Annotated in this window: 7 protein-coding genes, 1 tRNA gene and 1 pseudogene; 2 read left to right on the forward strand and 7 right to left on the reverse strand. The window is 60.9% G+C overall.

All coding sequences use genetic code 11. The features are described from left to right. Window positions 1-110 precede the first annotated feature (110 nt). Window positions 111-479: an Hsp20/alpha crystallin family protein gene (locus ACFR99_RS11195; RefSeq protein ID WP_390287327.1), complete on the reverse strand. Its 369-nt coding sequence runs from the start codon at window positions 477-479 to the stop codon at window positions 111-113. 139 nt (window positions 480-618) lie between these two features. Between ACFR99_RS11195 and ACFR99_RS11200 the strand changes: the two genes are divergently transcribed. Further along, window positions 619-954 carry a DUF5798 family protein gene (locus tag ACFR99_RS11200; protein WP_390287329.1) on the forward strand — a complete coding sequence of 112 codons (336 nt, stop codon included), beginning with the start codon at window positions 619-621 and terminating at the stop codon, window positions 952-954. 44 nt (window positions 955-998) lie between these two features. Here ACFR99_RS11200 and ACFR99_RS11205 read toward each other — a convergent pair. From ACFR99_RS11205 to ACFR99_RS11225, 5 genes and pseudogenes are all read right to left on the reverse strand, one after another. Next, window positions 999-1,416: pseudogene (locus tag ACFR99_RS11205) on the reverse strand (CoA-binding protein). 81 nt (window positions 1,417-1,497) lie between these two features. Continuing rightward, on the reverse strand, window positions 1,498-2,553 hold the full coding sequence (locus ACFR99_RS11210; RefSeq protein WP_390287332.1) for a M20/M25/M40 family metallo-hydrolase: 1,056 nt from the start codon (window positions 2,551-2,553) through the stop codon (window positions 1,498-1,500). Window positions 2,554-2,643: 90 nt separating this feature from the next. Next, window positions 2,644-3,276, reverse strand: coding sequence for an RAD55 family ATPase (locus tag ACFR99_RS11215; RefSeq protein WP_390287334.1), 633 nt, complete (start codon window positions 3,274-3,276; stop codon window positions 2,644-2,646). Window positions 3,277-3,441: 165 nt separating this feature from the next. Continuing rightward, window positions 3,442-4,302, reverse strand: a complete 861-nt coding sequence (locus ACFR99_RS11220; protein ID WP_390287336.1) for a geranylgeranylglycerol-phosphate geranylgeranyltransferase — start codon at window positions 4,300-4,302, stop codon at window positions 3,442-3,444. Between the two features lie 141 nt (window positions 4,303-4,443). Beyond that, window positions 4,444-4,626, reverse strand: a complete 183-nt coding sequence (locus tag ACFR99_RS11225; protein WP_390287338.1) for a DUF7511 domain-containing protein — start codon at window positions 4,624-4,626, stop codon at window positions 4,444-4,446. Window positions 4,627-4,774: 148 nt separating this feature from the next. On the opposite strand from ACFR99_RS11225, the gene ACFR99_RS11230 reads away from it, so the two are divergent. Continuing rightward, window positions 4,775-4,849, forward strand: a tRNA-Arg gene (locus ACFR99_RS11230). A gap of 182 nt (window positions 4,850-5,031) precedes the next feature. On the opposite strand, the gene ACFR99_RS11235 is transcribed toward ACFR99_RS11230, so the two are convergent. After that, window positions 5,032-5,955, reverse strand: coding sequence for an ADP-ribosylglycohydrolase family protein (locus ACFR99_RS11235; protein ID WP_390287340.1), 924 nt, complete (start codon window positions 5,953-5,955; stop codon window positions 5,032-5,034). Window positions 5,956-6,274 lie beyond the last annotated feature (319 nt).

A 6,274-nucleotide genomic window follows, 5' to 3' on the forward strand; every position in this document is an offset into this window, starting at 1 on the left:
GAACCCCACAGATCGACGCGGTACACGCGCCGACGGCGCCGTTCACCGGTGAAATCCGGGCGTCGACTCACTGGATGTGAGGGGGAGCGGCGTCACCCACGTCGGGCGAGTTACCCCTCGAGCGGAATCTCCTTGCCCTGGGCGGTCGTTCCGGCCGTCGGCAGCCGGACTTCGAGGACGCCGTTCGTGTACTCGGCACTGATCTCCTCGTCGTCGACGGTCTTGGGGAAGCGGAACCGACGGTGGTAGGTCTTCTTGCGGCCACGACTCTCGTCAGCGTGTTCGGCGGCGACGTTGAGGACGCCGTCGTCCCACGCCAGATCGATCTCGTCGGTTTCGAAGCCCGGCATGTCGATCGTGAGGACGAACTCGTCGTCCTCCTCGTACAGTTCGTAGTCGTTGCCACCGATATCGCCGAACAGTTGGGACGGCAGGTCGAGGCCTTGCATCCAGGTGCTCGGTGTGCTCGATCGCACCATGGCTGATCACCTCGTGCTCACTTCATGATTGTCCATAGTTCGTAATAAATTTGTCGAATAATGCTATTCGTTACCTATGCGCATTCTAAAAACGGGCAGAGGGAAAAGGCCCATTAGCGCCACGACATATCTGTCCGGTATGGGACTCGGCAGCACTGCAAAGAAGATTCAGAACCTCTCGGATCGGGCCGAGGCGATGTACAAGCAGGTCCAGAAACTCCAGCAGCGGATCACGGGACTCGAGGAGAAGGCAGAGGAAACCCACGAGTCGGTTACGCGTATGGACCACCAACTCACCGAACAGCGCGCGCTCTTGCTCGCGCTCGCGGAAGAGCAAGGACTCGACGGCGAGGAAATCCTCGCAGAGGCGGCGATCGACGACGCCGAACGCGAGGCCGATGCCGATACCGCCGACTCGGCGGCGAACGCGGATGCAGCGTCCGAGACAGCCTCCGGCGACGCGGCCGCCGAATAGGGACACGCGGTCGCAGGTGGTCGTGACTGAGACTAGGGGTCGTCTCAGGCCACCAGCCGCCGATGTTCGACTTTCAGACACCGATCCTGGACGACGGTTCGACCGTCGGGCGCCGGCCGCCGCGCGGGCCGCGGCGTCGTCGTCGCGAATGCCAGATTGGGTCCAGATCGCGTTCACGTCGTCGCGCTCGAGGACGGCGTCGACGACGTCGCTGACCTCCTCACTGGGTCGGAACACACAGACGACATCAATCGTTCCCGCGACGTCTGCGAGGGTGTCGGCGGCTTCGCGGCCGAAGATCTCGTCCGCGAACGGATTGACTGGAACGATATCGTAGCCCTGCTCGAGCATGTACTTCGGCACGTTGTGGGCTGCCTTCCCGGGCGTGCTCGAACAGCCGACGACAGCGATCGTGTCGAAGGCGAGCACGGCCTCGAGCTCGTCGGTGGAGTCGACTGTCATACCACGGCGTAGGGACGCAACGGTGAAACGTCTCAGGGTCGCGGCGAGGAGAGCGGCCACGGCCGCTCGAGCACGCTGGCGTCAGATATCGACCGCGAACTCAAAGTCGTGAGCAGCCGCCGCGAACTCTCCGAGGAGCGTCGCTGTGGCGTCGAGATCGTCGAGATCGAGTACCTCGACGGGGGTGTGCATGTAGCGGTTGGGCACGCCGAGGTTGAGCGACGGAATCCCGCCACGTGCAGTGTAGAAGGCGTCGGCGTCTGTTCCAGTCCGGCTCCCTGCAGCCTGTAATTGCACCTCGATGGCGGCGTCGGAGGCAACCTCGCGGGCAGCCTCGACGACCCGCGGATGGTTTGCGCTGCCGCGTGTGATGACCGGCCCATTGCCGAGTTCGATTCCGTTTTTCTCACCCGAGGGTGTGCCCGGCGCATCTGTCGCGTGGGTGACGTCCGTCGCGATGACGACATCGGGCTCGAGGTCGAACCCGACCATTTTCGCACCCTGCAGGCCGAGCTCTTCTTGCACCGTCGAGACGGCGTAGACCGTCGCGTCGGGGTCCGAGCCAGCGGCACGGCGAAGCCCTTCGGCCGCAGCCCACACGCCGATGCGATTGTCCAGTCCCCGCGCGGCGATACGGCCGTTCGCCAGTTCGCTGATCGTCTGCTCGACGGTAATCGGATCCCCACGCTCGACCAACTCCGCAGCCTCGTCCGCATCGCTCACGCCGATGTCGATATGCTGTTCGTCGATGTCGTCGAGCGATTCGTCCTCCCGGTCGCGCATATGGATGGCCGTCTGACCGATCACGCCCGGAACCGGGCCGTCGTCCGTATGAATGCGAACGTGCTGGCCCTTCGAAACCGTCCGATCGGCGCCACCGATCGCCGTCATACGAATCGCGCCGTTGTCCTCGATATCCCGAACCATATAGCCGATTTCGTCACTGTGGCCAGCTAGTGCGACGGTTGGCTCGCCACCCTCGAGGACGGCAACGGCGTTTCCGTACGCGTCGGTCCGCACTTCGTCGGCGAACTCCTCGACATACTCGATCCAGTGGCGTTGGCCGGCCGCCTCGAAGCCGGACGGCGTCGCAGTGGTGAGCAACGTCTCGAGGAACGCTCGTCGTGGGTCGTCCATACACGACCTTCGTGGGCCCTGTGCGTGAAAATACCGGTCTCTCGGCGCTGGTGTGAAAACGAGTGGATAGGCAGCGACGACTGCAAGCACTCAAGAGGAGAATCCGGCCGTCCGAATCGTAGGCTCGTCGCCGTCGGCCGATTCCTCGAGTTCGATGACGGCGTCGAACAGCTGTTTGAGCGTGTTCATCGTCTGGTCGTCGTGTGACGTCGTGTCGATGACGTAGAGACCCAGTGCGTCGGCGCTCTGAATGCGGCCCGTGAACACGTGGAGAAATCGGAACACGGTCTGGAGATCCGAGTACATCAACAGCGTCGATACGGAGTGCAAGAGCACACGATTCTCGGTGTTGCCCCGTGTCTCGTAGAACTCCTGGAGGAACTCGGAGAGTTTGATCCCGATGCCTGTCATATCGACGGGCGACGAGGCGTACTTGATCCGCGGGTCGTCGTCGATCGTCCCGATCCCGCGCTGCTTTGTCACACAGTCGACGACACCGACGTCGGGGTCGACGCCCTCGTCGACGCGGCTCTCGAAGCCTTGGAGGACCTTGTCAGCACTGTCTTTCGTGGTGACGATAATCGAGCCATCGCCGCGGTTCGCACCGCTTGCGAGGATGTCGAAGGCGATTCGCCGTTTGCCCGCTAGTGGCGGGCCCGTGACGAGTACGTTCGTCCCCGGCTCGAGGTCGACGTCCGGAAGGACATCTGCAAGATCATACATACGGGATACTCACATCCATCGCCGTCGCGACGAGCTGGTGCCACAGCCCACCCTGTAGCCGGCGTGTTATGTGGAACTATGCGAAGCGGCTTATAGTACTTTTGATTATAAAACATTGATCGATTTAGTGGACTCCTAACTGATCGTGATCGCACGTGTCGTCACCTATACCGAAAGCGAGAGTTCGAGGGCGACGCGTCCGACAATAAACGCCAGTGCAGCGAGAAACATCCCGTATTTGAGATGTGATTGCCCGGCAGTCGGATTCTCGAAGCTCTCGTAGGCAGCGGCCAACATGATAGCGTCTGCAGGGGCGACGACAAGCAGGTATGCGACGCCGAAGTCCGCATATAGGTAGGGAACCGGGCTGGCGACGACGGCGGCTACGAGCAAGATCGCTGCAATGGAAAGCGCCCGGCGCTCTCCGATCGCGATCGGAAGCGTCTGCAGCCCTTCCTCGCGGTCCCCCTCGATGTCCTCGACGTCCTTGATGATCTCCCGGGTTAGCGTCGCGATCGCCGAGAGCACGAAGAGGACAGCTGCTGGCCCGATCTCGCCGCTGTCGATCGCTGCAGCTCCAAAGAGGAACGTGCTCCCGACCAGATAGGCGACGAGCGCGTTGCCAAGCCCCGGCAGTCCCTTGAAAAACTCGGTGTACGCGATCAGTGCGAGGAGATTGATAGCCGCGATCCCGATCGCCAACAACGGCAACGTCAGCGCGAGGGCGACCGAGCCAGCAAAGAGAACGACGCTAAAGGCCAGCGCACCGTGTGGACTCACCGCCCCGCGGGGGATCGCCCGCTCGGGCTGGTTGATCCGATCGATCTCCCGATCGAAGTAGTCGTTGATCGCGTTTCCCGCACCGACTGCGAGCCCCGTCGCTGCGACCGCAGCGACGACTGCCATCGGCTCTTCGGAGACACCGCCGGCGACGAACGACCCGATAAACGTCAAGACGCTCGCTGCAATGACGTTTATCGGCCGCGTCAACTCGAGCAACCCACGACCCGTCTCGCCGACTGTCATACACGGGGATGGTCATGGACACTGGTTAAACGGTGCGATCCACCGTTGCGATGGCAGCGCCGACTCAGGCACCCTCTCTCGAACAGATCGCCATTCGATCGTCAGTAAATCCGAACTTCGATCCGCTCCGGGAACGGCGTCTCAGCGCCACTCCTCGAGATCACAGAGCACCTCCCCCTCGACGGCGAGCCATTTGCTCACCCGCTCGTCGCCGCTTGCGTCCGCGGGGACGGCGGTCCAGACGTCTTCTTCGTCGGCCAGCAACTCGAGTGGCGTCGTGTCAGACCGCATCTCGCCTGGTATCGGGGCCTCGGCTTCCGTCATGGTCTATGTCGCTCTTGGAATCTCATACCCAAGGCCCCCGTCGGTGATTGTCATTGGCTGAAAATCACCGATAGTAGGTGTGTCTCTCCCTGTCGGAACCGGTGAAAATCGAGTGACTTATACGGTCCCATCGGGAACGAAGCGATGAGGGCGCTTAGCTCAGTCTGGACAGAGTACTTGGCTTCGGACCAAGCTGTCGCGGGTTCAAATCCTGCAGCGCCCATCCTTCTGCGTGACGGGCAACATTTGACAGCTGGCGGTACGTCGTCTATAGGGGAACCCCTCTTCGGCCGATTTGATTTCATCACGTTTCGGAACGGGTTCGCCGGTGTCATGCGATTCGCTTACATTCGAATGACAGAACAGACACATATGTCCAGGGAGCAAAGTGCAACTGGTGGCGCACTATTCGATCAGATCGGTCGCTAATTGCCGCAGTTCGCTGGCTTCGTTGATCTCGGTTAACCATCGCTCAGGCAGTGCACCGTCTCCGAAGCGGGCACCTGCAACTGCGCCGGTGACGGCACCGATCGTATCCGTGTCTCCACCCATCATCACTGCGTCGACGATCGCGTCTTCAGCAGTCTCGGCTGTCAATCCGTGGTATAGGCCTGCTTGGAGCGTCGTGACGACGTATCCCGAGTTCTCAAGAGAGATGTCCGCCGGTTCGCCATGGCGAGCGGCAGTGACCGGTCCAACGGCGTTTCGAACGTCGTCGGGCAGCTCTGAACCAATGTTATCCAGAATCGTTTCGAGCGGTCGTTCGACACCAGTTAGGAGATTTGCAAGCGTCCGATTGAAGAGAGCACAACTCCACTGACAGCGCGGATCTGCGTGTGTGATCGCTGATGACTGTCGGCTGATATCGACGAGTTCGGCTGGCTCGTTTCGATACGCGATGGCGTATGGCGCACACCGCATCAGGCTGCCGTTGCCGGCGTTACTACCTTCCATGCTCGCCTGCCACTCACGCTGGCCAGCTTCGTCCCACGATTCGCCGTTCTGGATCCGTTGGAGTGCACTTGAGGTCATAATCCCGATGTCGAACGGCCCGGACTGCTTCCAGTCGACGAATCGGGCAGCGATATCCTCCGGTTCGAACGTGCCGTGTTCTACGAGACTCCGAGCGATACAGAGAGCCATCTCCGTGTCGTCGGTGATCGTTCCCGCGGGCTGCCCGTGGGTGCCGTGAGCGAGCATTTCTGTTACCTGTCCGTGGATTCGCTTGATTCGATCCGGCGCTTGGAATTCGACTGGGCGTCCGAGCGCGTCTCCACACGCGAGCCCCAGCAAGATTCCTTGTGCTTGTGATCGACAGTCGTTCGCCATACGTGACACTCCCGTGGCTGGTTGCTAACTATTGTGGTCGGGAGTGTCCGCAGCTGAGGATACTGATCTATTATCGTAGAACTGCCCTCACTGCACGTGCAAACTCAATTCCATTCTATACTCGTATCTCTTTCAGGTAGCTTGTGTGGTACTAACTACCTTTGAAGTGAAGGTTCATAGGACTTAAGTAGTGGTCGGCGATTGTGTTTTAATACGAAGAAGATGAGGACCCCGCCCCTGCGGTCCGCCGTACAGACGGGATCTGATGTTAGCCTTGGTAGTTCGGTGACGCCCGATCGGTCACTCGATCAGCGGTCAC

The sequence above is a fragment of the Haloarchaeobius amylolyticus genome, from assembly GCF_042678045.1.
GTDB classification, from domain to species: domain Archaea; phylum Halobacteriota; class Halobacteria; order Halobacteriales; family Natrialbaceae; genus Natrinema; species Natrinema amylolyticus_A.

What these genes read in the sequence shown, in the direction of transcription:
- ACFR99_RS11210 (WP_390287332.1), bottom strand. Translation starts at nt 2,553, where the DNA reads ATGGACGACCCACGACGAGCGTTCCTCGAGACGTTGCTCACCACTGCG.
- ACFR99_RS11215 (WP_390287334.1), bottom strand. Translation starts at nt 3,276, where the DNA reads ATGTATGATCTTGCAGATGTCCTTCCGGACGTCGACCTCGAGCCGGGG.
- ACFR99_RS11225 (WP_390287338.1), bottom strand. Translation starts at nt 4,626, where the DNA reads ATGACGGAAGCCGAGGCCCCGATACCAGGCGAGATGCGGTCTGACACG.
- ACFR99_RS11220 (WP_390287336.1), bottom strand. Translation starts at nt 4,302, where the DNA reads ATGACAGTCGGCGAGACGGGTCGTGGGTTGCTCGAGTTGACGCGGCCG.
- ACFR99_RS11195 (WP_390287327.1), bottom strand. Translation starts at nt 479, where the DNA reads ATGGTGCGATCGAGCACACCGAGCACCTGGATGCAAGGCCTCGACCTG.
- ACFR99_RS11200 (WP_390287329.1), top strand. Translation starts at nt 619, where the DNA reads ATGGGACTCGGCAGCACTGCAAAGAAGATTCAGAACCTCTCGGATCGG.
- ACFR99_RS11235 (WP_390287340.1), bottom strand. Translation starts at nt 5,955, where the DNA reads ATGGCGAACGACTGTCGATCACAAGCACAAGGAATCTTGCTGGGGCTC.